Genomic DNA, 23848 nt, shown 5'->3' with positions numbered 1-23848 from the left:
ACAGAAGCGCATAATGATGAATGCGCCAGTGCCTGGGAGCCTTTTTCACCCTTGCCTTCCCTAATAAAATAATATACCTTATTGAGTCAAAAATACTGACAGCCAATATTTGTGTAAAACCTTTTATCAGCGCTTAAGCGGATACGTGTGTTTTTACAGAATGTGCTATACTTAACTCCGCACGACAATTTTTTAACGAAAACGTTATCGTAAATAAAAATAGTTAAAGCTTATGAAAAACTGTTCACTCCCAATACTTTTGATAAATCCAACAATATTATTTAACCAATTATAAATAAACAAGCGATTTAATTTTTAATAAAACCGACTTAGTTATTATTGTTAAGCTGCCTTAAATACCTGCACGCTTCCGATGTACTGCAGAACGTAAGTGATATTGGTCCACATATGGTCCGACAGGGGATAATAGCGGCATATTAAGTAAAACGATTAACCATATATCATGAAAAAGTAGAACAGGCCCATTCAAAAAAAGAATCGGTAGTGGGTTCAGCACTACCGATATCTGTAAATGTTCCGTTAGCCAAACAACAACACCAGGTGTTGCAGGGAACGCTTTTGCCTTATTCAACCGAAATTTAAATAAGCCATACAAATATGAAGAAAAAACTCCCCCATTTTGTCATATAACGAGCTTTTGTACAGGAAAGTATCGTCAACAATTATGATCCGCGCAAATTAGCAGCCCAGGGATAAGTTTCCGGTATCGCATCAATTAAATTTTATGGGAAGGTAGCAGGTCGGTTATAACGGATCTGTTTGCCTGTTTGTGCAATTCTACTGAACTGGGCATTCGCCTTACTAAACAAAAATCTATAAATCAATTAATTAACCAATTAAAATTATGAGAAAACAAATTACTCTCCTTATTTTATTCTTGATGGCAGGCTGCACACTTGCCCTTGCCCAGGACCTTTCCATAAAAGGAACGGTTAAGGATAACAAGGGCCTGCCCGTACCCGGTGTATCTGTAAAGATAAAGGGTACCGGAAATGGTGTAGCCACTGACATAAAGGGCCAGTTCGCGCTCAGTGCTCCATCAAACAGCACGCTCGTGTTCAGCATAATTGGGTATGTTGCCCAGGAGCAATCAGTAAACGGCCGCACAACCATAAACGTTACTCTGGCCGAGGATAACAAACAGTTAAATGAAGTAGTGGTTGTTGGTTATGGTACCCGGCAAAAAAAAGACGTTACAGGCGCTGTATCGAGTGTAAAAGCCACCCAGCTTGAAAACGAAAACCCTAACAGTATTGGCGATGTACTGAAAGGGAATATCCCCGGGCTTTCCGTAAGCATGAATACTTCGGCAAAGGGCGGTGGCAATCTGCTTGTTCGCGGAAAGGCTACATTAACCGGCAATACATCCCCTTTAATAGTACTGGACGGAGTTATATATAATGGCCAGCAGGCAGATATCAACCCCAATGACATAGCCTCAATAGACGTGCTGAAAGATGCCAGCGCCCTTGCAGTATATGGTTCAAGAGCAGCAGCAGGTGTAGTTGCCATTACCACAAAAAAAGGTAAAACCGGACCGCCCCTCATCACACTTAATTCAAATTTTGGTATTGCGCAGTTAGAAAAAGAACAAAAAGTATACGGCCCGCAGGGGTTTTTAGACTGGCGTGCCGATGTTATGAGAAGCATTAACGTTAATAACCCTGCATACGAATATACTGATCCCAGAAAGCTGCCTGCCGATGTAACCTTAGAACAGTGGATGGCCTTAACAAATGCATCGGGCGATCCGGTTGACCAATGGTTGAGCAGACTTGGCTTAGTGCCAAATGAAAGAGCCAATTATATGGCTGGCAAAACTATTGACTGGTTTGACAAGGTTTTTCGGAACGGTTTCAGGCAGGACCACACGCTCAGCATGTCTGGAAGAAGGGAAGATGTTAATTACTACATGTCATTAAACTATACCAAAAACCAAAACCTTATTGTTGGGGGCGAATATAGTAACGTACGTGCAAGGTTAAATCTGGAAGGGCAGGCCACTAAATTTTTAACCGTTGGCATCAACGCTCAATATGCTGTAAGGAATGAGAGCGGTTTACCTGCCATTAGTAATGTTAATACCAATGCGGTTGACAGAACCCATACCACAGAAGCCGACTGGACCCAGATCACCAATAACTCTCCGTATGGCGATTTTTATAACCCGGATGGTTCACTCAGAAGGATCCCGACCGATGATGCCGGATTAAACGCTCGGAACCCTTTTTTAAATAATTATTATGATGAAAGCATGAACATACAGAATACTTTGTTTGCAAATCTGTATGCAAGGCTCACATTACCATTGGGCATCACTTTCCAAACAAATTTTACGCCCAGCTATGACTCATACCGCAATTTCTATCATAATTCATCACACAATCCTAATGTGACCGTACCGGGCGGACAGGCTCAGCGGGCTATGGAGAACCGCTATAATTACCAGATAGATAATTTACTTAAGTGGAACCGCACCTTTAACAATATTCACAATATTGATATTACTTTACTGGCCAATACCGAAAAGTATCAGTCATGGTATACTTACGAGTATAATGAGGGTTTTAATCCTAATGATGACCTGAGTTTCCATAACCTTGGCGCCGGCAATAAGCCAACCGTAAGCAGCGATGACCGTTACTCTACAGCCAATGCATACCTCGGTCGTATCAACTATACATTACTTCAACGCTATTTACTTACAGTCTCTGTTCGCAGGGATGGGTATTCGCTTTTTGGACAAAAGCACCCAACTGACAATTTTCCTTCAGTAGCAGGCGGCTGGATTTTTTCTGACGAGGATTTTATGAAATCAGCCAAATGGTTAAGCTATGGCAAGCTGCGCTTATCCTACGGCGTTAACGGGAACCGTGATATAAGGGACAATAATGGTACGGTTGACCCCAACCGGGCGCTTGCTGTTATTACCGCCGAAAAATATCCCACGGTTACTCCCGGGGGCACAGCTATTGCCAGCTCTGCTTTATACATCAGCAGAATGGCCAGTCTCGACCTAAAATGGGAGCGCACAACTTCACTGAACGCCGGCCTTGATTTTGCATTATTTAACAGCCGTTTAAACGGCTCAATAGATGTTTATAGCAAAAAAACCACCAATTTGCTGGTGCAAAGAACGCTGCCGCAGGTTTCGGGATTTGCAAGCGTTATTTCAAACATTGGCCAGGTAAACAATAAAGGATTTGAATTTGCTCTTTCCAGCAAAAATATAACAGAAGGTAATTTTACCTGGAACAGCACCCTTAACTTTTTCTTAAACCGCAATACCATTAAACATTTATATGGCCTGGCTGATGTTATTAATGCCGATGGAACGGTAAGCCGTATTGAAAACAGTGATAAAGCCAACGGCTGGTTTATAGGTAAGGATATTGACGCGGTATGGGACTACAAGGTCTTAGGTGTTTGGCAAACTAACGAAAAAGACCAGGCTGCACTATATGGCGCTGTCCCCGGCGATTTTAAATTGCAAAAACTGGTAAACAGCGGTCCTAATCAATATAAATATACTGATGATGACAAACAGTTTATTGGGCATGAATCGCCCCGTTTCACCTGGACCTTACGTAACGACTTCAACATCTATAAAAACTTTGACTTTTCCTTCCTGTTGCTTTCCAACTGGGGGCAGCTCAGGCGCTATAATCAGGCTATCAACAACCAGGGCGGCGTAAGTATTTCCAGAACCTCATCATATATACAACCTTACTGGACGCCCAATAATCCTATAAATGATTATGCCCGTTTAAACTCAGGCTCAAGCGGCACAACGGTAAATGTTTGGCGTAAAGCTTCATTTGTTAGGCTCAACACCGTTTCATTGGGTTATAATTTACCTAAATCATGGCTTACACCTTTAAAAATACAAAGTGCAAAATTATATGCCAATGTAACCAACGCAGCAGTATATGCCCCTAACTGGGACTATTGGGACCCGGAAAATGACGGTCCGACACCAAGGTATATATCGGTAGGCGTAAATGTAGTATTTTAAAAATTTGAACTGACTAACATGAAAACGATAAGCAAAAAAATAATAGCCTCTGTTACTTTAGCCGCTATGCTGGTTACAGGGAGCTGCAAAAAGGACTTTTTAAAACCAAAAGATCTTTCTGATTTTACTCCCGATCTAACTTTAACCTCGGTACCGGCTATGCAGGCCGCGCTTAATTTCTTAAATAAGAATTTGAGGGCTGAGTTCTTTGGCGATTCGGCCCCCATGCTTACAGAATCTATTTTTTCTGATGTAGCCGTTGAAGGAACTACAGATAAAACAACGCCGGCACAGGATTTGAATGTACGCATTACCCCAACAGCCGAGTTGAACAATAACGATTATAACAAGATAGGCTGGTACTGGAAACAATGGTACCAGGGCGTGCGTTATGCCAACACTATTATTAGCCGTATTGATAATGTTAAATATACCTCTGACGCGCAAAGGAATGATATTTTAGGTAAGGCCTATTTTCACAGGGCATATTGCTATTATCGCCTGGTTCATGAGTTTGGCGATGTACCCTGCCCCATCAAAGAGGAGAGTACCCCAAATGTTGCTTATGCAACCGTAAAACGAGAGGTGATCCTTCAAAAAATGAAAGCCGACCTGGAGTTTGCACAGCAATGGGTAACCGATGGTGGCAATAAAGGAGATGTTACCAAAGGCGCTGTGAGTCATTTACTTACCAAGATTGACCTTTCTTTAGGCAAGTTTGATGATGCCATTGCCGCTGCAAATTCTGTGATCAACAGCGGACCATACCATTTAATGACCGCCCGCTTTGGAAGCACCGGGGCCGATGCCACCAAAAATGTTATCTGGGACCTGCACCGCCCTGACAATAAAGCCATCGCAGCCAATACCGAGGCTTTATACCTGGTAATTGACCGGGATAACCTGGAAGGGAACACCGACCAGGGCTCGCAATTAATGCGCAACTGTACACCTTTTTATTCACAGGCCAATACCATACTTACTCCCGGCAAAAACAAAGCGGGGATAGTTGACGCCGTGAACGTTGAAATTCCGCTTACGCTTTATTATGGCAGAGGCATTGGCCGGTACAGGGGAACCTCATACAGCACACAGTATATCTGGACAGACGCCACCGATTTAAGGCATGCTCCGGGCAACTGGATAAACATGACCGACCTGGTTTATAATAACCCGGCCCTAAAAACCTCAGACCCCAGCTGGTATGGCAAGCACCTGGAGCAATGGACAAAAGATAATGTTGCCACCCGGTTTTTAAACGGGCCAAGAGATACCATACGCTGCTGGTTTGGCTGGCCGCATTATAAAGTATTTATCAGTTCAACCAATATCGCCACTGATAAATTCTGGAGCCCGCCCCGTGGTACCGATACCGACTGGTATGTATTCCGCTTAGCTGAAACGTATTTGTTGAGAGCAGAGGCTTATATATGGAAAGGCGACCAGGCAAGCGCCATGGCCGATCTGAATGTGGTTAGGGCACGGGCACAAGCCGCACCCTTAACTGATGCCAGTAAAATTAATTTAGGCACTGTACTTGACGAACGTGCCCGTGAGCTTTATTGGGAAGAACCCCGCAAAACCGAGCTTACACGGATGGCCTATATTTTTGCCCTAACCGGGAAGGCGTCATATACAGGCAAAACATACAGTATGAATAATTTCGCTGAATCGAACTTTTTTTATGACCGCATCATGGAAAAGACCGACTTCTACAACAAAGGAGTAATTACCAATTCGGGGAACACCTTTACTATATCGCCATACCATGTATTATGGCCCATTCCTAACAATGATATTCAGTTGAATATTAACGGTCATATCAATCAAAACAAAGGATATGCAGGCGCAGCAAGCAATGTGCCGCCGTTGGATAAAATTCCATAGGCCATTACTAAAAGAGGATAATGCTTTAAAGCATTATCCTCTTTTAGTAAATATCAGATAGTCGCTAAAAACCTATTCCGTTTTTAAGATTATGAGGATATTACTCTTTGCAGGCTGCAGCAAAACGCTGGATCACAGATTAAGAATGTTCAAACTCAATTCAGAGAATTTACATTTTCTTGCTTTACAGAGGCCTGTCAAAACCTGAATTGAATAAGCATATATCCCCTTTTAGGTCATCAGGTATATCTGACCAACTTGTATGACCAGTTATAACTAACTCGCAACCATACTCATCTTTAACAATCGTTACGATGTGTTTGTACCAATCTAAATAAGACCATTCTCTTGGTTTAGGTGAATACAAATGATGCTCTTTATCATTCCAATGGACCTCCGAGGCACTACGCCAGATCAAAGGAAACTTCTCTTTGTAAGGTTTAAGATATAATTGCCCATCTGTATTAATTCCGACTTCGATAATGTTATCTGTAGTCATTTACTTCAATACCTTTTAATAAAGTAGCTTACGATACTTTTGTGAATTTAGTGATCTCATTTAACGTCTAAAACCAGATTAGCTTATAAAAAGCAAAAACTCAACGCAGTGGTTGAATTGATTGCTATTAATATCTCTCCTAATATTACAAGCGGGATGGTTACGGCAAGAGTACTTATTTTACGCGCGCATGCAAGCGTTACCCGCTCTTGCATACACATTATCAACGTACTGCAAGAGGGATAGAATCTTTAATCAATTCTCTTCATAAACTGCAAAAACAACAAAATCGTGCTTTACATTTTCATTATAATCATAACCCACCTTGACTTCTGTATAAACTAAAAAATCCGGGATATGTGCCTGACTATTGGTTTCTATATCATCCAATAACTCCAATTCCAATTCTGAAGGTGTTTTTGAATAGTAAGCCGTTAGGTACATTTTATGTAAATCTAAATCAATATCAAGATATATACGCCTTAAATTAGGAGTTATGCTGAATGCTAAAAACCTTAGAACTGTCAGGTACAGATCAAACTTTTTTTCTTCGTTGGTCATAATCACTCTATTTATATTTTGTTGTTGAAGGGTGGATAGGAACTACTGTGGAAGATTTTATTCCTTTAATCAGAAATTTGTTGGTGGGCCTTACTACGCCGTTATCATAAAGACCTTGATTCCTTTATATTCAACATAATCCCCTTTTAGGCAGCATTTATGTGGAGAATTTATAGTAAAACAAGTCATAGTTTCCTTCTGTAGTACGTTTTACAAAGTAGTGAATAGCTGAGCGATTAAATTTATATGTGTCGTTCGCGAGACGCCATCTTTACAGATAACACGCAAGTAAGTATAACCCTGTATCTTAACTAAGGAACAACATCATAAGTTGTAGCATCATTATTGGAAAACAAATCAGCCATTAATTTCTTTCCGATCAGTGCCATTTCAGAGTTACTTGCATTCGTGTGAATGTGAAGTACAGGCGCTGATTCTGCAGAGTTATACATAGGCTTATTATTGTAGGTAGTGTCTGAGGTTTTCCAATGATGTTGATCGGCATATAAACGTAGTTCTTGAAGATAAGGCTTTTGATCTTCACTCATAACTTCAAACTCTATGTCGAAGTGATCTGCAGTAGGGATGAAGTAAATACAGTCCACACCATTTGAAGTAATTCCAAAGAAATCATATTCTAGTTGCCTCTTTTGTAAATGATAAAGCAGATTCGGTAACTCTGCTATTTTAATACGCGTGGCAACAAAACTATTAGACTGGCTTCGCTTATTTTCTTTTTTTGATACTTGCTTGCAGCTAATTATAGTTATTAGGGCAATTAGGAATACAGTGATTGATAAATATGGATAATGCAAAGTTATATGTGTTTTAATGAAATGTGATATTGTTTGGGCTGTTTCGCAAGTAGCCTTTGCGAAGATATGATGTCTATGAAGGATATTCAAATTGTTTATCCAACATGGTTTTTTGAAGATCGATTTTAATTTCCGTACCCCGCATCTGAAACTACAGCCGGGACATCCGCATATTTTAATTCAACTGCATCATGTCACCTACTTCTTTAATCCCCGATCTTCCATATCGCCTATGCCGGAAAAGGCCACGCTGATACATTTTATTATATGGTGATAGAATCTGATTAGTTGTTGTTGTTTCATATCATTTGGTTTGACAGAAAATAATTCCTTTTCTATGGGCAACAGGAAGAGGGGTAGATTCAAAACGGGTCGTTCGCCCAGAACACACTTTTAAATTATTTGTTGAAGCTACTTATTTATCGGGAGAGAGACCTTCTTGAAAACTTCTTGGATGAATATCGTACGCGTTTCTTAAATTCACTTTGTAAACTTATAATAACAGATGAATGAGGATAAAAGCCTGGTGGTTAAGACGCCGTTTGATGAGAACTTCTGTTTGCTTCTTGAATATCATTTAAGCAACATGCTCAGTAATTCAGAAGAGCCGCAATTCAAAGACTTGTGGTGTGATGGTGTTCAAATGCCTTCAGTCGATAGCCATCTATCAAAGAAAAGCGTTAACGACACAAGGAAGATCATAACCAAAGCATGGATTGGAGTGGATGGCCAAGATAATTATGATATGGTAATCAAATTTGGAAAGAGTTCCCTAAGGCTATACGCGAAGGGATTAAGTCTCGAATATTGCATTCCAAAAGAACAACTATCTGAATGGGTAGCCATTGACCTTGAAAACAAGGTGATTGAATTACAACTAAAGTGAAGTTGGTTGATTTAAATTTTAATGAAGCTATTGTCAATTGTAAAAGTATATTGTCCCTTGAACTCGTAATGCGTACCGTCCTCTCTGACGAACTCAACCTCAAATGAGGTCTCACTCCATACCTCTAAAACAACACCGATCATACCCGCCGCAATATTTTTATATTGTTGCTACTTCCTTTCGCAAAGTAAGCTGAGCAGTATAAACCTTAAATTATTACTTGCTCTAATTGGGGCCATGCTTGTCTTTATCCCATTTTGGCCGTTCAATGGGACAGATACCAAGATAGATTCTTTCCTTCTATCCCCGCTCATTATTTATACCATAGTAGTTGTAGGTGGCATATGGTTTTATAGCGTTGAAACCAATACTCAACCAATGGAGTCATGAAGCAAACGCTTATTTATAGTCTTAAGATCTGGCTAACAAGCGTAGTTATAGGCCCTTTGATTTACATAGTTCATGAAACTAAACTCCAAGATCTTAAAGGCAGTGCGGGGTTTATTCTGTATTCAATACCATATGGCCTTGCCCTATCTTCACTGATTTGGTTGCTGTTTTGGCTTTCTTTACATTGCATCTATCAACTAAATATAAGCACTTTAACATTCAAGCTATACCTTAGCTCTATCGGTTTTGTACTGTCATTGCTGCCGTTCTTTCTGATATTTGGCAACGATGATCCTATAACCTATAAAGAAATATTACCCTGGGCTTTATCTTATTGCATTGTGATTGTTGCCGGTGTGTGGTTCTTTAAGCTTAAACCTTCATCTTATTCGGTTAAGACATAGACGAAAAAGCTGTATCTTGCCTTTATTAAAAGGGAGCCAACTGATCCGATTGCCAGTATACTTACCTGAGCCACCTTTTAAATGGTTGAAGTAGCCTCTTAACAATTCTCGACTCGGCACTAAATAAGTCAGTGCCATGTTTATACCCCTTTTCAAGTAACCCATCAAACAAAAAACCCCTCAGAATTTAATCTGAAGGGTTTAAAAGTGTGGGAGTTACTGGGTTCGAACCAGTGACCCTCTGCTTGTAAGGCAGATGCTCTGAACCAGCTGAGCTAAACTCCCTTGCGTTTGGGACTGCAAATATAGAAGTTCTGATCTATTCTTCAAAAAAATATTTTCAATTTCATTTAAACAACTCACTTTTAGTTAATTGCATTTCAAAACTTGCTGAAAAGTGCTTGTTTTGCTATTACATGGCTATATTCTGGTTCGGACGCGGATCCTCCGGTAATATTTCCATTTTGGGACAATTGATATAATTAGCATACCATTTAATGGCATTAACCAAATCAATGGCGTCTTCGGCTGCAACATCAATGGTTTCAAACGCCAATAATTTATTGTCGGCATAACCATATAATTGCAATTCATTACTGTCCGGACTAAACCTTTCCTTATCAAGACAAAAAACTTTAACCTTCAAGCGCGTATCCCTTGAATGAATAACGTCCCGGCAGGGGTTTTTAGGGTCAGTTGCCAACAAGTAAATGTTATGGTCCATAAAAATGATAACAATGTTGGTGGCTTATGGTTTCTTGAATATAGCATTTAATAATAACCTGTTGGTTAAATTTTAACCGTGGGTAAATAGTAACCACATTTGGGAAGTATTTTCCACACTGTGCTGATAATCAGCTACCCCAAAAAGGTTTTAGCTTACTTACTTAGCCCGTTTTGTAAACTGGCATTACATTTGAATTAAACTTAATACCCTTCTCTAAAGGGTTGTTTTTCATAGGTAGATGTAGGGCCGAAACACTGCGAGAGTTTTTCGGCCTTTTTTATTTAAGAAATTTTTACGGCAAATAGTCCCACTTATTCCAACCCCCTCTGTTCAAATTGATTTAAAGTAAATTACTCTTGTTAGGAGTGAGGTATTTACCGCATCCTCCAATCCGTTAGGTTCAATTAGGCGTATATCTTCTACAAAACTAATCGAACACTTAAAAAACTTACCTTTTATGAAAACAGAACAACAAGAAAGCGTACTGGATGCAAATATGGCCCGAAGGTCGTTTTTGCGTTATGCCGGGGTGGCGTCGGTTGGCTTACTGACTACAGCAGCTTGCCATAAGGACCATAAGATCACGCCATCATCAACCGGGGTGGATCTTGGCGCTAAAAATGATTTCGCTATATTAAACTACGCCTATGCCTTAGAGCAACTGGAAGCGGCCTTTTACTTGCAAGTTGCGGCCACTCCTTTTAGCGGCATTACCAGTGCGGAAACTAAATTGTTAACTGATATTCGGGATCACGAAGTTCTGCACCGCGAATTTTTCAAGGCAGCCTTAGGAGCAAAAGCTATCCCTGATTTAACTCCGGATTTTTCTTCTATCGATTTTAGCAATCGCGCAAAAGTATTGGCTGCAGCAAAGGCATTTGAAGATACCGGCGTAACCGCCTATGATGGCGTTGGGTATCTTATTGAAAGTGCAGATTACCTGCTCATAGCAGGGAAGATTGTTTCTGTAGAAGCACGCCACGCTGCATTGATCAGCAATATGATTACTCCGGGATCGTTCGCCGGACCTGATGTAATTGATACAACAAATAGTCTAAATAAATCAGCAACTATCGGTGAGGTTCTTAAGATTGCCAACGGCTTCTTAAAAACTAAAGTTAGTGCAGTTAATTATGGTTACATAGCATCTTAAACCCTCCATCACTATGAATTTATTTAATATAATAGAAGAAATTGAAAACGTTGATCCGGAAGTTTATGGGCGGTTAAGCCCGCGCCGGGATGTGATCAAAAACATAACCAGTTTTGGTTCAAAAGTAGCAGTTGCAGCGCTTCCGTTTGCTGTGGGTACTATGTTTAAAAAAGCGTATGCTGCCGATGCAGCGGCTTCAACTGTAATTGGTGTATTAAATTACGCGCTTACTTTAGAGTATCTTGAATCTACATTTTATAACGCGGGTAAAGACAAAGGCATTGCTTTAATACCCGCAAGCGCTGCTACAAATTATTTTAACCAGGTAACAACAGACGAAAACAACCACGTTACATTCTTAACCTCTGTAATTAAATCATTAGGTGGCACACCTGTTTCAAAACCCGAAATTGATTTAACCGCAGGTAACGGATCGGGTGATGGTCCGTTTAAAGATGTATTAACAAATTACAGTACTTTTCTTGCTGTTGCCCAGGCGTTTGAAGACACTGGCGTAAGGGCCTATAAGGGTCAGGCCGGTTTCTTGTTAAAAAATCAGGTGGTATTAACAGCGGCATTATCCATTCATGCGGTTGAGGCGCGCCATGCTTCGGCCATTCGCCAGATCCGCGCTCAAACACCCTGGATCACCAGTACAACATCCTTAGGTAACGATACCGGAATTGCGCTGTTAAACGGCAACTATGATGGCGAACAAAATGTTACTCAGGGAGGTGTAAATGTTACCTCTTTAAAAAGCGCGACAAGCAGTACCACTTCTGTTGCCGTAGCCACGGCCGCTTTTGACGAGGCACTAAGCAGCGAGCAGGTTTTGGCCTTGCTATCAGGAAGTTTCCTGGTTAAACACTAATGTACAGCACCTTGTTATATGACAAATTAAAAGACCGGAATTTAAACTTTCGGTCTTTTTATTTAACCGTTTACTTATTAAGTGCTTGTACACCAAATTTTATCAGGTCATCCGCTTTTATAAACCCTTCGGTGCCGTAAACCGGCTTTCCCTTAGCATTAAAAATAATCAGTGTTGGATAAACCCGCAGTCCCCATTGTGCGGCAAGTGCCGGACCCTGTCCTTTTTCCATATCAATAGCCACATTTATAAAATTACCGTTGTAAAAAGCAGCTACTTTATTGTTTTTAAAGGTGGTTGCTTTAAGCATTTTGCAAGGCCCGCACCAACTGGCATAGGCATCTACAAAAATATATTTGTTTTGAGCGGCGGCGCGTTTTAAAGCTTCGGTCCATGAATTTTCAATAAAATTAATCTGTCCAGGCGATTTAACCACAGCCTTTGAACCAAGCTGAGCTTTGCCGTCAAATGCAAATAAGGTGAGAAGTAAAGTAATTGAGAGTATAAAATATAGCTTAAAAAATGATGGCTTCATAGATATAGCAGTCATAGGTCATAAAAATAGCACATATAAACCGTATTCGCTTATATGTGCTACCTTCTTATAAATAAAGTGTGAATTAATCGTTAGCCTGTGGCCTTGCCCGGTGCCCGCCTTGCTGTTGCTGACGTTGTTGCTGCTGCTGTTGACGCTGAGCTTCCTGCTGTTGCTGGCGTTGAGCCTGTTGCTGTTGACGCTGAGCCTCCTGCTGTTGCTGACGTTGCGCCTGTTGCTGTTGACGCTGCGCCTCCTGCTGTTGCTGGCGTTGAGCCTGCTGCTGTTGACGCTGTGCCTCCTGCTGTTGCTGGCGTTGCGCCTGTTGCTGTTGACGCTGCTCTTCCTGGCGTTGCTGACGTTGAGCATCCTGCTGTTGGCGTTGTGCCTCCTGCTGTTGCTGGCGTTGAGCCTGTTGCTGTTGACGTTGCTCTTCCTGGCGCTGCTGGCGTTGAGCCTGCTGCTGTTGGCGCTGCTCCTCCTGGCGTTGCTGACGTTGAACATCCTGCTGTTGGCGCTGTGCCTGCTGCTGTTGCTGGCGTTGGGCTTCCTGGCGCTGCTCACGCTGACTTTCTTGCTGTTGGCGCTGGGTTTCCTGACGCTGTTGCAATTGTTGTTGCTTTTGATCGTCCTGTTGCCTGCGGTGCGATTCTTGCTGCTGGCGCTGGGTTTCCTGGCGCTGTTGCAATTGTTGCTGCTTCTGAGCGTCCTGTTGCTGGCGTTGCGATTCTTGCCGTTGCCCGCCTTGGGTTTCCCGCGGTTGGCGCTGGCTTTCCTGCCGCTGCTGCAACTGTTCTTGTTTTTGAGCCTCCTGTTGCTGGCGCTGCCGTTGGGCCTGATTTATATTCGATGGCTCGGTACGTTGACCTGGCCTTGCATTTGGCTGCTCAGAACCCCGGTTACCAGGCTGGGTGGGCCTTGCAGCCCGGTCATTATTTACTTTTACCAGTTTATTATCATTGCTTTTAGCAATTTGCGCCAATCTTACAGCATTACTACGGTTTACAGTTGCCTGTCCGCCTACGCGGTGGGCAATACCTTCTGTAGGGTGCTCTCTCCTATACTCGGCTGCATTTACTACCCTGGCCGGGCGGGCATCTGGAGCTTTTCTTATTTCAGGACGATAGATGTTCAGCCTGTTATTGCTAATGGTCGGTCTGCCGGTTGGCCTGCTTGCATTGTTAACCCTGTATACCTGCACATTTTGGCGGGTAACACGCCTAACTTCGTTAACGCGGGGGCCGGTAATATAAGTACGATTGTTATAAACATAAGTGTTATTTATAACAGTAGTGTTATGAATAATATTAACCACCCTGGTATGAGGTGCATAATAGTTATAAATGTTAGGGCGGTTTATGTATGCCTGCGGTGCACATACCCAATAATAATCAGGAACACGGTAACCGCTGCCAAATGACAGGTTGATACTTATCCCGGGGGTTAAAGGAGCCCATCCGTAATAACCGCCACCCCTGCGCCAGCTAACCCAGGCCGGGGCCCACTCATGTCCGGGAATCCATTCCCAGCCATAATAATCATCATAGCGCCAGCGGCCATAATGAAAGGTTGCCCATCCCCATGGGTAATCAGATACCCAGGTGTTACCATAATCGGTTACTACCCAATGGCCGCGGGTAGCGTACGGCCTAAAGCCATCTTCGGCGTCAGGCACCCAAACGTTCCCGTAAGTGGGGTCATCTATCCAGGTACCATAGGGGTCCAGTTCGTCATAAAACTCCTGGTCAGAAACGTATTCTCCTTCCTGTGCCCGGGATTTATCTGGAGCGGCTAGCATTATTAAAAATGCTATTAAGCTTAAGCCGCATATTTTCTTTATTAATTTCATTTTCTATCAGGTTTAAAATGATCTGCGTATATAGGTATGACAAAACAAACTATAAAACGTTTAAAATGAGAATTGTTTTGCCTGATAATAATGTCAGCGGCGAGCAGTCCGGGCTTAAAACTTTTTTTATTTTTATACCTTGCATAAGCTATCTTAAATTAAATAATTTTACGTTTCATTATCCATACTACCATCATGAGCACAGTAAATATCCCAAGGCTTGACCTCAACAACTATATAAATGGCAGCGGTGCCGATCGCAAACAGTTTTCAGATGATATTGGCAGAGCCTTTAACGAAACCGGCTTTGTAACCATTACCAATCACGGCCTGAGCAAACAGTTAATAGATGACCTGTACGAGCAGGTTAAGGCCTTATTTGCCTTGCCCGATGCCACCAAATTAAAATATGAAATACCCGGGCTAGCCGGTCAGCGGGGATATACAGGCAAAGGAAAAGAGACCGCTAAAGGTTTTAAAACGCCCGACCTGAAGGAGTTTTGGCAAATAGGCCAAACCGTTACCGATGGCTCTGCCATTAAGGATCAATATCCCGACAATATAGTGGTTGAAGAGTTGCCCTCTTTTAACAGCACCACACGTGAGGTTTATCAAAAGCTGGAAAGAGCCGGTAAACATTTGCTTAGGGCAATTGCGGTTTATTTAAATTTAGACGAGAGCTATTTTGATGATAAGGTTCATAATGGAAATTCCATACTGCGTACCCTGCATTATTTCCCTATCCTTGATCCCGACTCGGTACCTGCCGATGCGGTGCGCGCCGGGGCGCATGAGGATATAAACCTGATCACTCTGCTTATTGGCGCAAGCGCCGACGGCCTTGAGCTGCTTACCCGCGAAGGCACCTGGTTCCCTGTTAAGGCCCATGGCGAAGATCTGGTGGTGAATGTAGGCGATATGCTGCAGCGTTTAACCAACAATAAGCTCAAATCAACCACACACCGCGTAGTAAACCCACCGCGTGAGCTCATGAAAAACTCGCGTTACTCCGTTCCGTTTTTCCTGCACCCGGTATCTGATATGGATCTGACCAGCCTGGAAACTTGTATCGACGCGCAGCACCCCAAAGTGTACCCTGATATTACCGCCGGCGAATATCTTGATGAACGTTTAAGAGAGATCGGTTTAAAAATGTAATAACAAAAAAGCCTTTTTCTATCAGGAAAAAGGCTTTTTTGTTTAATGATTGTCTTTGTCCTTAGTATCCATTATAACGGTAACGGGGCCGTCATTAAGTAAGCTGATCTTCATATCTGCCCCAAAAATACCGGCAGCTATTTTTTTACCTGTCAGCGTTTCAAGTGTTTGTATCATCTCTTCGTATAAAGGTATGGCCTTGTCGGGTTTGGCGGCGCGTATAAAAGAGGGGCGGTTGCCCTTTTTGGTTTGCGCAAAAAGGGTAAATTGCGATATCAGCAATATATTTCCATCCACATCGGCCAGGGCTTTGTTCATGAGGCCATTTTCATCACTAAACACACGCATACCCACAATTTTATTGGCCAGCCAGTTAAGGTCGTCGGCTGTATCGGCTTCCTCAATCCCCAATAAAACCAGGAAACCAGTCCCTATTTCGCCGGTTATTTTATTGTCAACTCTGCAGTTTGCTTCAGTAACGCGTTGTAATACCGCTCTCATAAATTAAAATAAACCCTAATTATCCTTAATAATTTTTGAATTTCACGAATAAAACTTTAATTCCCGCCTTATTATCTTGTTTATGTCAAATAGAACGTATTCATACAACGCACGCCTTTTAATTTCGTGTCTATTTCACTAAGTTCGCAACCGCTATTATGTTTTTTAATTAATAGGGGTAACATGACAACTAAAAAAGGCTTTACTACTTCCATTTTACATGCCGACCGCCTGGGGAAACCCGAGCACGGTTCTTTACATAAACCCATACATACTTCAGTAACCTACGGACATGAGGATGTACAGGACCTGGTTGATATTTTTCAAAACAAGAAAAAGGGTTACGCATACTCGCGCCAAGGCAACCCAACAGTTACCGCTTTGGAGCAAAAGGTAACACAAATGGAAAAAGGATTGGCTTCCATTGCTTTTTCAACAGGCATGGCGGCAATTTCGGCCACAATAATGGCCCTTATAAAACATACCGATCATGTTGTTGCCAGCTCTTTTTTATTTGGCAATACCCGCAGTATATTTCAAACCTATATTGACATGGGTTTAAACATCACGTTTGTTGATGCCACCGATGTTGAAAATGTACGTAATGAAATTAAAGAGAATACCCGCCTTGTTTTTGTAGAAACCATTGCCAATCCGGCCACCCAAATTGCTGATCTGGAAGCTATTGGCGAGCTGTGCGCGCAAAAAGGCATTATATATATGGTTGATAATACCATGACCTCCCCGTTTCTGTTTAACCCGATTGATGTTAAGGCTGGTTTGGTAATCAATTCATTAACTAAATATATTGGCGGCCACGGCAACGCGCTTGGCGGCAGCGTTACAGATACCGGCTTGGTTAACTGGACGGTATACCCTAACATATTTGAAACATTTAAAAAACAGGTAAAGCCCGAAACGCTTGGCCTTACCCAGATACGTAAAAAAGGGTTGAGAGATTCTGGCGGCACCTTATCGCCGGAAGCTGCGCATTCCATATCAGTAGGCGCCGAAACGCTGGCCCTGCGCATGGAACGCTGCTGTAACAATGCCCTGGCTTTGGCTCAATATTTTGAAACTCATCCGTTGATAAAAAAAGTATTCTATCCGGGAGTGAAAAGCCATCCGCAGCATGAGCGCGCCGCTAAACTGTTCAGGAAATTTGGCGGACTGATGAGTATTGAACTGGACGAAAGCCTTGATTGCCTTGCTTTTTTAAATAAACTGAAACTGGTTGTTAAATCAAGTAACCTTGGCGACACCCGCACACTGGCCATCCCGGTTGCACAGACCATATTTTTTGAGCTTGGCGCCGAAAGGCGCGCCGAAATGGGCATTCCTGAAACCATGATCCGTTTATCAATAGGTATCGAAGACCTAGACGATCTGATGGCTGATTTTAAGGAAGCATTGGGATAAGCTAAAGCTTAAAAGCCGCGGGAGAGTCTTAAATGGCAGGATAATTTATTATCAGGAGTGGGATAGGGGTTATCACATGTATTGTTGTATCATCATATATGAAGATCAAAAAAATTATTCCCTACGCCATTCTTATCAGTTTGATCTGTGTTTCAATGGCGAAAGCACAAACCAAACCCGACTCGCTTAACAACAAACTGCAACAGGCATTTACACAGGATAGCCTGCCCGGCATGTATGTGATCATGACCGATGCGCATCACATAACTTATGAGCATGGCTTTGGTTATGCCGATATCGCCAACAACATTCCCTATTCGGCCGCCACAATTCAAAACATCGGCTCGGTAAGTAAAACTGTTATAGCCGTTGCCCTGATGAAGGCCATCGAGCTAAAGTATTTTGCTTTAGAAACCGACATTAATGACATCTTGCCATTTAAGGTAGTAAACCCTCATGATCCAAACGGAAAAATAACCATAAGGCAATTAACCGATCATACATCGGGCATTGTTGATAACCCCGAAATCTATCATTACAGCTATCATTTTTATCCTAAACTACGGGCGTATGACAGCACCTCGTTAATTGTACTGAATAAGATGGGTTTCGGCGATAAATTGAAGGACACTTCCTTAACCCAGTTCTTTTACAATTATTTGTCGCCGCAAGGCCAATATTACAGCAAAGCTAACTTTGGCGATGGTGAGGCAGGAAGCACGTCATCATACAGCAACATCGGTTCGGCACTGGTGGCTTATCTTATCGAGATCAAATCGCATTTATCCTATGCCGATTTTACAAGGAAGTATATCCTGAAGCCATTAAGAATGGATCATTCCGGCTGGCATATTGCTGATGTTAATTTAAAAGACCACGCCAAATTATATCTCGATCAAAAAAGCTGGTTTCCACTATATGATCTTGTTACATACCCCGACGGTGGCTTAAAAACCTCGGCGGCAGATCTGAGCCGATATCTGATGGCAATTAGCCGGCACGATAAGAAACTACTGACCGAAGCATCATACCGGGCCATGTTCACCCCGCAGTTCAGCAACGAGCACCCACCCAAAAACATCAGTTTAACCTATCGTAACAAAGGCATTTTCTGGAATTTGTATACTAACGGCACCATCGGTCATGACGGAGACGACCCGGGTGTGGGCACCTATCTGTTCTTTAACCCGGCTACCGGCAAAGGTGGTTTATTCTTGTGTAATAAGTATTTACCCAACAAACAGGCCATAGTTGATGTATTGGTGAAAGAAGCGGCAAAGAAATAAACAGGGTATTTTCAATATCTCCTGATTCCGAAAGTCAGCCGTTTTAAACTACGCCCTCGTATCGTTACCGTTATAAATGCTCAAATAACTCTCATAGCGCGACAGTTCTATCTCGCCGTTTTCAAGAGCTTCCAATACGGCACAACCCGGTTCGTTGATGTGGCGGCAATTGTTAAAACGGCATTCGTTCATTCGGGAGCGCATTTCAGGGAAAAAGTGGCCAAGTTCCTGTTTTTCAATATCAATAACACCCAACTCGCGAATGCCCGGGGTATCAATAATAAACCCACCCTGTGGCAGTTCAAACATCTCGGCAAAAGTAGTGGTATGCATCCCCTTATCGCTCCATTCAGATACCATGTGTGTACGCAGGTCCAAATTAGGCAGTAAGGTGTTAATAAGGCTTGACTTACCCACGCCCGAGTGCCCCGAGAACAAGGTAACCTTGTCTTTCAGTATTTCCTGCACCTGGTCAATATTGGTACCCTCCAGTGCCGAGATCTCGTAGCAAGGGTAGCCAATGTTTTCATAAATAGCTTTATGGTCGGCCAGTATTTCCAACCCCTCGTCGCTAAACAGGTCAAGCTTGTTAAAAATTAGCCCCGCAGGAATGTCATAAGCTTCGGCAGTAACCAAAAAGCGGTCAATAAACCCCAGTGACGTTCGGGGAGAGGCCAAAGTAACAACCAGCAGGGCCTGATCAAGATTGGCTGCAATGATCTGCGCCTGCCTGCTCAGGTTAATGGATTTGCGGATAATATAGTTTTTACGCTGGTGTAAATTGGTGATCACGCCGTTGTCGCTATCGGGCTCCATTTCAAAATCAACTACATCGCCAACGGCCAGGGGGTTGGTGGTGGTGATACCCTTGATGCGGAACTTTCCCTTAATACGGCAATCTATTCGTTGCCTGTTGGGGGTTTGTACCTGGTACCAGCTTCCTGTTGATTTGGTGATTAGTCCGTGCATTTCGGGTGCAAGTTAGGAAAGTTAACAGGCATTGAAAAAATAAAACATTTTTAGCTTGCTTATTAAAGAAATATCTATTTACTTTGTCGACATTAAATATGACAACTAACAACACCATTATTACATCTATTATTACCACCGGCATAAAACTCGGAGGAAGATAATCGTATGGTGTAAAAACATAACAAGAAACCAAATGAAAGCCTTCCTCCGCAAAGAGGAGGGCTTTTTTTATTTAATATTGATACTAAACCATAAATGAAAGTTCTAAAATTTGGCGGTACGTCCGTAGGGTCTGTTGCCAGTATCCAAACTCTTTTAAACATCTTAAGTGATGAAGTTAAAAACGAAGAAAAACCGGTAGTGGTGTTGTCGGCCATGAGCGGGGTAACCAATCTGCTGGCATCAATGGCAAATGATGCCGCCAATGGCAAGGATTTTACAGCCGATTTAGCCGAGCTTGAAAAACGCCATTTCGACGTAGTGAAAAGCCTGCTTGATGTGCAAAACCAAAACCCCGCCTTTACCCGCTTAAAAATTCATTTTAACCAGTTAGAAGAGTTATTGCAGGGCATACTGACACTAAGGGAGCTTACCCCAAAAACCCGCGATCATGTATTAAGCTTTGGCGAACGCTGCTCAACCATTATGATAAGCAGAATTGCAGCCCAGCATTTTACCGATGTGCTTTTTGTTGATGCCGCCGAAGTGGTAAAGACCGACAGCGCCTTTGGCAATGCCCGGGTAAATACCGAATTGTCTGAATTACTTATCCGCAACCTTTACGAAGCTAATAGGGACAAGATGCTCATCGTAACCGGCTTTATTGCTGGTAACGAGGCCGGACAAACCACCACACTTGGCCGTGGGGGCAGTGACTATACCGCTGCCATATTTGGCGCAGCGCTTAACGCCCGCGAAATACAGATATGGACCGATGTTAATGGCATGATGACCGCCGACCCGCGTATGGTGAAAAAGGCATTCTCTTTAACCGAGCTTACCTATACCGAGGCAATGGAGCTTTCTTACTTCGGCGCCAAGGTGATATATCCGCCAACTATGATCCCGGCATTTTTGAAAAAGATCCCTATTGTGATCAAAAATACTTTTGAACCAGGGTTTGAAGGCACGGTGATCCGTCATGACTGTAAAGCTTCCAACCTGCCTATAAAAGGGATATCCTCAATCAACAACATCAGCATCCTTAATTTAGAGGGCAGCGGCATGGTGGGCAAATCGGGCTTTAGCGGCCGCCTGTTCTCATTACTGGCACGCGAGCAGATCAACATCATCCTCATCACCCAATCATCATCAGAACACAGCATTACTTTTGCGGTGCAGCCGCAGGATACCGAACGCGCCAAACTGGTAATTGAGCAAGAGTTTGAGCTGGAGCTGCTGGCCAAAAAACTGGAACACCTGGTTATCGAAAAAAACCTGGCCATTTTAGCCGTAGTTGGCGAAAACATGAAACAAACACCGGGCGTATCAGGCAAATTATTCCATGCTTTGGGTCGCAATGGTGTTAACGTAAGGGCCATTGCGCAGGGCTCGTCCGAGTATAATATATCGGTTATCATATCATCAAATGATCTTTCAAAGGCTCTTAATGCCGTTCATGATGCCTTTTTTGTACAGCTTACCAAAACCCTGCACGCCTTTTGCCTGGGAACCGGCAACATTGGTAAAACATTGTTTAACCAACTGAACGCGCACCGCGAATACCTTAAAGAGAACAATGGCATACAGGTAAAAATTGCGGGCATCAGCAATACCCGCAAAATGACCTTTAACAGCGATGGCATATCATTAGATACCTGGCAGGGCGACCTGCAGGCTTCGCCGCATGAGGCCGATCTGCAGACATTCATTGATAAGATGAAAGAAATGAACCTGCCTAACTGTGTTTTTATTGACAATACCGCCAGCCCGGTACCGGTAGGCTTTTATGAAAGCATTTTTCAGGCCAACATATCGGTTATTACCTGTAATAAAATTGGCAACTCGGGCAGTTATAAACAGTATAAAACTTTCAGGGATACTGCGCGCAGCCACGGGGTTGATTTCTTTTACGAAACCAACGTAGGTGCCGGCCTACCGATCATCAACACATTAAAAAACCTGATGAACAGCGGCGACAGGGTGCAACGCATCGAAGCCATCCTGTCTGGAACTATATCGTTCATCTTTAATAACTTTAAAGGCGATGCTAATTTCCATGACGTAGTAAAAGAGGCACAGGAAAAAGGTTACACCGAACCCGATCCGCGTGATGATTTGAGCGGTAAAGACTTTATGCGTAAAATGCTGATCCTTGCCCGCGATGCAGGTTACCAAATGGAAGAGGCCGACGTGGAGATTGAGAGCGTATTACCCAAAGCCAGTTTAGAAGCTAAATCTGTGGAGGATTTTTATACAACGCTTAAAACCGAAGATGCTCACTTTGCTAAGCTAAAAGAGCAAGCTGAAAAGGATGGAAAAGTGTTGCGCTATATTGGCAAGCTGGAAAATGGTAAAGTGACCATCACACTGCAAATGGTCGATGAAAATCATCCGTTCTACATGCTGTCGGGTAGTGATAATATCATATCCTTTACTACCGACAGGTACCGCGAGCGCCCGCTGGTTGTAAAAGGCCCCGGAGCTGGCGCCGAAGTGACCGCTGCTGGTGTATTTGCTGATTTGATAAATTTGGGAGCCAATTAATTGCCCCTCACTCCTCTAAAAAGCGGAGTAACAGTTTGATAACAATATGGAAGATAATAAGATACAAGAAGTAAAAAGCCCCTCGCTCATAACTACCCCTTCAGGGGGCTGGGGGGCTTCTGTCCACGTTTTTGCGCCGGCCACCGTGGCCAATGTGGTTTGCGGTTTCGATGTGCTGGGTTTCGCGGTTAATGAGCCAGGCGATGAGGTGATCATGCGCATGACCGGCAAACCGGGCATCACCATCAGTAAAATAACCGGCGATGACGGGCGCTTACCGCTTGACCCTGCCAAAAACACAGTAAGCGTAAGCGTGCAGCATTACCTGCAAAGCGTTGGTCGCGCCGATGTAGGCCTGGACATTGAACTGCACAAAAAAATGCCGATAGGCAGCGGGCTGGGCTCCAGTTCGGCCAGTACCGTGGCCGGGTTATTTGCTATAAAAACCCTGTTAGGCGATGAGGCCGACCCGGCAAAGCTTTTACCCTTTGCCATGAAAGGCGAAGAAATGGCCTGCGGGCAGGGCCATGCTGATAATGTGGCCCCGGCTTTATTAGGCGGCTTTGTGCTGATACGCAGTTACGAACCGCTTGATGTGGTACGCCTGCCGCACCCGGCGGGCTTATGGTGCGCCATTGTATTTCCGGATGTGGATGTGCCCACACGCGAAGCGCGCCAGATTATCCGTAAAAACATACAGATGAAGGACGCCGTAACTCAATGGGGTAATATTGCAGGCCTGGTGAGCGGCTTATTTATGCAGGATATTGACCTCATTGGCCGTAGCATGAAAGATGTTTTGGTTGAACCGGTACGGTCCATGCTGATCCCTGATTTTTATAAAATGCGCGAAATGGCCATGGGCATGGGCGCGGTAAGCTTTGGTATATCAGGTTCGGGTCCGTCGGTTTTCGCGTTCACAAAAGACGAAGAAACCGCCAGGCTCATCACCCAAAAACTACAGCAGCATTTAACCGGCCTTAAAATTGGTTCAAATACTTATGTATCAACCATAAATGATGCAGGCCCAAGGGTGCTGGGATAAAAATCCCATCCTCCCCGAAAGGGGAGGGTTTTAAAATAAAAAGCAAAAGGGTTGTCACCCTGGGCCCGTCGAAGGGCGTGCGCAGAGGCCCGCCATGCTTCGGCAAGCTCAGCATGACAGCCAACTTTATCATCCTGAGGAATGAAGG

General features: G+C 43.2%; 19 protein-coding genes and 1 tRNA gene. 11 read left to right on the top strand and 9 right to left on the bottom strand.

The window, feature by feature from the left end:
* Positions 1–865 precede the first annotated feature (865 nt).
* On the top strand, positions 866–4036 hold the full coding sequence (locus J2W55_RS09485; protein ID WP_310094808.1) for a SusC/RagA family TonB-linked outer membrane protein: 3171 nt from the start codon (positions 866–868) through the stop codon (positions 4034–4036).
* Positions 4037–4054: 18 nt separating this feature from the next.
* Positions 4055–5923, top strand: a complete 1869-nt coding sequence (locus J2W55_RS09480) for a RagB/SusD family nutrient uptake outer membrane protein (RefSeq protein ID WP_310094806.1) — start codon at positions 4055–4057, stop codon at positions 5921–5923.
* A gap of 184 nt (positions 5924–6107) precedes the next feature.
* Here J2W55_RS09480 and J2W55_RS09475 read toward each other — a convergent pair whose 3' ends face one another.
* The 3 genes from J2W55_RS09475 to J2W55_RS09465 all read right to left on the bottom strand — a co-directional run bounded on the left by J2W55_RS09475 (position 6108) and on the right by J2W55_RS09465 (position 7888).
* Positions 6108–6422 (bottom strand): hypothetical protein, encoded by a 315-nt coding sequence (locus J2W55_RS09475; protein WP_310094804.1) that lies wholly within the window; start codon positions 6420–6422, stop codon positions 6108–6110.
* A 255-nt stretch (positions 6423–6677) separates the two neighbouring features.
* Positions 6678–6983 carry a MafI2 family immunity protein gene (locus J2W55_RS09470; RefSeq protein ID WP_310094802.1) on the bottom strand — a complete coding sequence of 102 codons (306 nt, stop codon included), beginning with the start codon at positions 6981–6983 and terminating at the stop codon, positions 6678–6680.
* A 311-nt stretch (positions 6984–7294) separates the two neighbouring features.
* A complete protein-coding gene (locus J2W55_RS09465) occupies positions 7295–7888 on the bottom strand; it encodes a hypothetical protein (protein WP_310094799.1) in 594 nt (197 codons plus the stop codon).
* Between the two features lie 415 nt (positions 7889–8303).
* Here J2W55_RS09465 and J2W55_RS09460 point away from each other — a divergent pair, with 415 nt between their 5' ends.
* Positions 8304–8684: a hypothetical protein gene (locus J2W55_RS09460; protein WP_310094797.1), complete on the top strand. Its 381-nt coding sequence runs from the start codon at positions 8304–8306 to the stop codon at positions 8682–8684.
* Between the two features lie 386 nt (positions 8685–9070).
* Complete coding sequence (locus J2W55_RS09455) at positions 9071–9478, top strand: hypothetical protein (RefSeq protein ID WP_310094794.1); 408 nt, start codon at positions 9071–9073, stop codon at positions 9476–9478.
* A gap of 210 nt (positions 9479–9688) precedes the next feature.
* On the opposite strand, the gene J2W55_RS09450 is transcribed toward J2W55_RS09455, so the two are convergent.
* Positions 9689–9763: transfer RNA gene (locus J2W55_RS09450), tRNA-Val, on the bottom strand.
* 127 nt (positions 9764–9890) lie between these two features.
* The gene (locus J2W55_RS09445; RefSeq protein WP_310094792.1) at positions 9891–10202 is read right to left on the bottom strand and encodes a hypothetical protein; all 312 of its coding nucleotides are present in this window, start codon (positions 10200–10202) and stop codon (positions 9891–9893) included.
* Positions 10203–10662: 460 nt separating this feature from the next.
* Here J2W55_RS09445 and J2W55_RS09440 point away from each other — a divergent pair, with 460 nt between their 5' ends.
* Together J2W55_RS09440 and J2W55_RS09435 are read left to right on the top strand one after the other, a co-directional pair.
* A complete protein-coding gene (locus J2W55_RS09440) occupies positions 10663–11358 on the top strand; it encodes a ferritin-like domain-containing protein (RefSeq protein WP_310094789.1) in 696 nt (231 codons plus the stop codon).
* 13 nt (positions 11359–11371) lie between these two features.
* Positions 11372–12229, top strand: coding sequence for a ferritin-like domain-containing protein (locus J2W55_RS09435; protein ID WP_310094786.1), 858 nt, complete (start codon positions 11372–11374; stop codon positions 12227–12229).
* A gap of 70 nt (positions 12230–12299) precedes the next feature.
* On the opposite strand, the gene J2W55_RS09430 is transcribed toward J2W55_RS09435, so the two are convergent.
* Positions 12300–12764, bottom strand: coding sequence for a thioredoxin family protein (locus J2W55_RS09430; RefSeq protein ID WP_310094783.1), 465 nt, complete (start codon positions 12762–12764; stop codon positions 12300–12302).
* An 85-nt stretch (positions 12765–12849) separates the two neighbouring features.
* Complete coding sequence (locus tag J2W55_RS09425) at positions 12850–14613, bottom strand: DUF6600 domain-containing protein (RefSeq protein ID WP_310094781.1); 1764 nt, start codon at positions 14611–14613, stop codon at positions 12850–12852.
* A gap of 195 nt (positions 14614–14808) precedes the next feature.
* On the opposite strand from J2W55_RS09425, the gene J2W55_RS09420 reads away from it, so the two are divergent.
* On the top strand, positions 14809–15771 hold the full coding sequence (locus J2W55_RS09420) for an isopenicillin N synthase family dioxygenase (RefSeq protein WP_310094779.1): 963 nt from the start codon (positions 14809–14811) through the stop codon (positions 15769–15771).
* Positions 15772–15813: 42 nt separating this feature from the next.
* On the opposite strand, the gene dtd is transcribed toward J2W55_RS09420, so the two are convergent.
* Complete coding sequence (gene dtd / locus J2W55_RS09415; protein ID WP_310094776.1) at positions 15814–16272, bottom strand: D-aminoacyl-tRNA deacylase; 459 nt, start codon at positions 16270–16272, stop codon at positions 15814–15816.
* A 183-nt stretch (positions 16273–16455) separates the two neighbouring features.
* Between dtd and J2W55_RS09410 the strand changes: the two genes are divergently transcribed.
* Positions 16456–17691 (top strand): cystathionine gamma-synthase family protein, encoded by a 1236-nt coding sequence (locus J2W55_RS09410; RefSeq protein ID WP_310094774.1) that lies wholly within the window; start codon positions 16456–16458, stop codon positions 17689–17691.
* A gap of 98 nt (positions 17692–17789) precedes the next feature.
* Positions 17790–18977, top strand: coding sequence for a serine hydrolase domain-containing protein (locus J2W55_RS09405; protein WP_310094772.1), 1188 nt, complete (start codon positions 17790–17792; stop codon positions 18975–18977).
* A 48-nt stretch (positions 18978–19025) separates the two neighbouring features.
* Here J2W55_RS09405 and rsgA read toward each other — a convergent pair whose 3' ends face one another.
* Entirely contained in the window at positions 19026–19946 is a 921-nt protein-coding gene (gene rsgA / locus J2W55_RS09400) for a ribosome small subunit-dependent GTPase A (RefSeq protein ID WP_310094770.1), read from the bottom strand.
* A gap of 258 nt (positions 19947–20204) precedes the next feature.
* On the opposite strand from rsgA, the gene thrA reads away from it, so the two are divergent.
* Positions 20205–22655: a bifunctional aspartate kinase/homoserine dehydrogenase I gene (gene thrA / locus J2W55_RS09395; RefSeq protein ID WP_310094768.1), complete on the top strand. Its 2451-nt coding sequence runs from the start codon at positions 20205–20207 to the stop codon at positions 22653–22655.
* Between the two features lie 46 nt (positions 22656–22701).
* Entirely contained in the window at positions 22702–23700 is a 999-nt protein-coding gene (locus J2W55_RS09390; protein ID WP_310094766.1) for a homoserine kinase, read from the top strand.
* Positions 23701–23848: the final 148 nt, after the last annotated feature.

The organism is Mucilaginibacter pocheonensis, assembly GCF_031456535.1.
GTDB lineage: Bacteria > Bacteroidota > Bacteroidia > Sphingobacteriales > Sphingobacteriaceae > Mucilaginibacter > Mucilaginibacter pocheonensis.
Note: the sequence above shows the minus strand (reverse complement) of the source record. Positions and strands in the feature narration are given on the sequence as shown.